This window comes from Streptomyces sp. 35G-GA-8 (assembly GCF_023534745.1).
In the GTDB taxonomy this organism is placed as follows: domain Bacteria; phylum Actinomycetota; class Actinomycetes; order Streptomycetales; family Streptomycetaceae; genus Streptomyces.
This window is the reverse complement of the sequence record NZ_JAMHJQ010000060.1, coordinates 1-561: the sequence shown is the minus strand read 5'-3', so window position 1 is coordinate 561 and position 561 is coordinate 1. Positions and strand designations below refer to the sequence as shown.

Genomic DNA, 561 nt, shown 5'->3' with positions numbered 1-561 from the left:
TGAGGCTCACCTGCTTCGCCACCAACACGCCCGGCCGGCCGATCGCCGAGCTCGAGCTCCGTCACCGGCTGCGGGCCAGGGCCGAGGACCGCATCCGGGCCGCCCGGGCCACCGGTCCGCGCAACCTGCCCCTCAAGCGCATGGCACAAAACCGGGTCTGGCTGGAGATCGTGCAGATCGCTCTCGACCTGCTGGCCTGGATGCCCATGCTCGCGCTGACCGGCGAAGCCATACTCTGGGAGCCCCGCCGCCTGCGGCTTCGTCTGCTCAGCACGGCTGGACAGCTCGTGACCACCGGCCGCCGCCGGATCCTCCGCCTGGCCCGGCACTGGCCCTGGACCAGCCACATCACCGCAGCTCTCGACCGACTCGCACTCCTCCCGAACCTCGGCTGATCAGCAGATTCACCCGTCCCTGCGAAAGAACCCTCCACCCCGGAGCAGTGGAACCCGGCGTCCGCCCGAGACGACACTCGGGACCTCAGCCTGCACAGCCTCAGTCCACAGCACGAAAACGGTCCACCGACTCCGTCGGCGGACCGTCACGAAACTTCGAGGCTAG

Annotated in this window: 1 protein-coding gene; it reads left to right on the top strand. The window is 69.3% G+C overall.

Translation table 11 applies throughout. The features are described from left to right. A partial coding sequence (locus M1203_RS38520) for a transposase (protein ID WP_249954521.1) occupies positions 1 to 395 on the top strand: 395 nt, incomplete at its 5' end. Positions 396 to 561 lie beyond the last annotated feature (166 nt).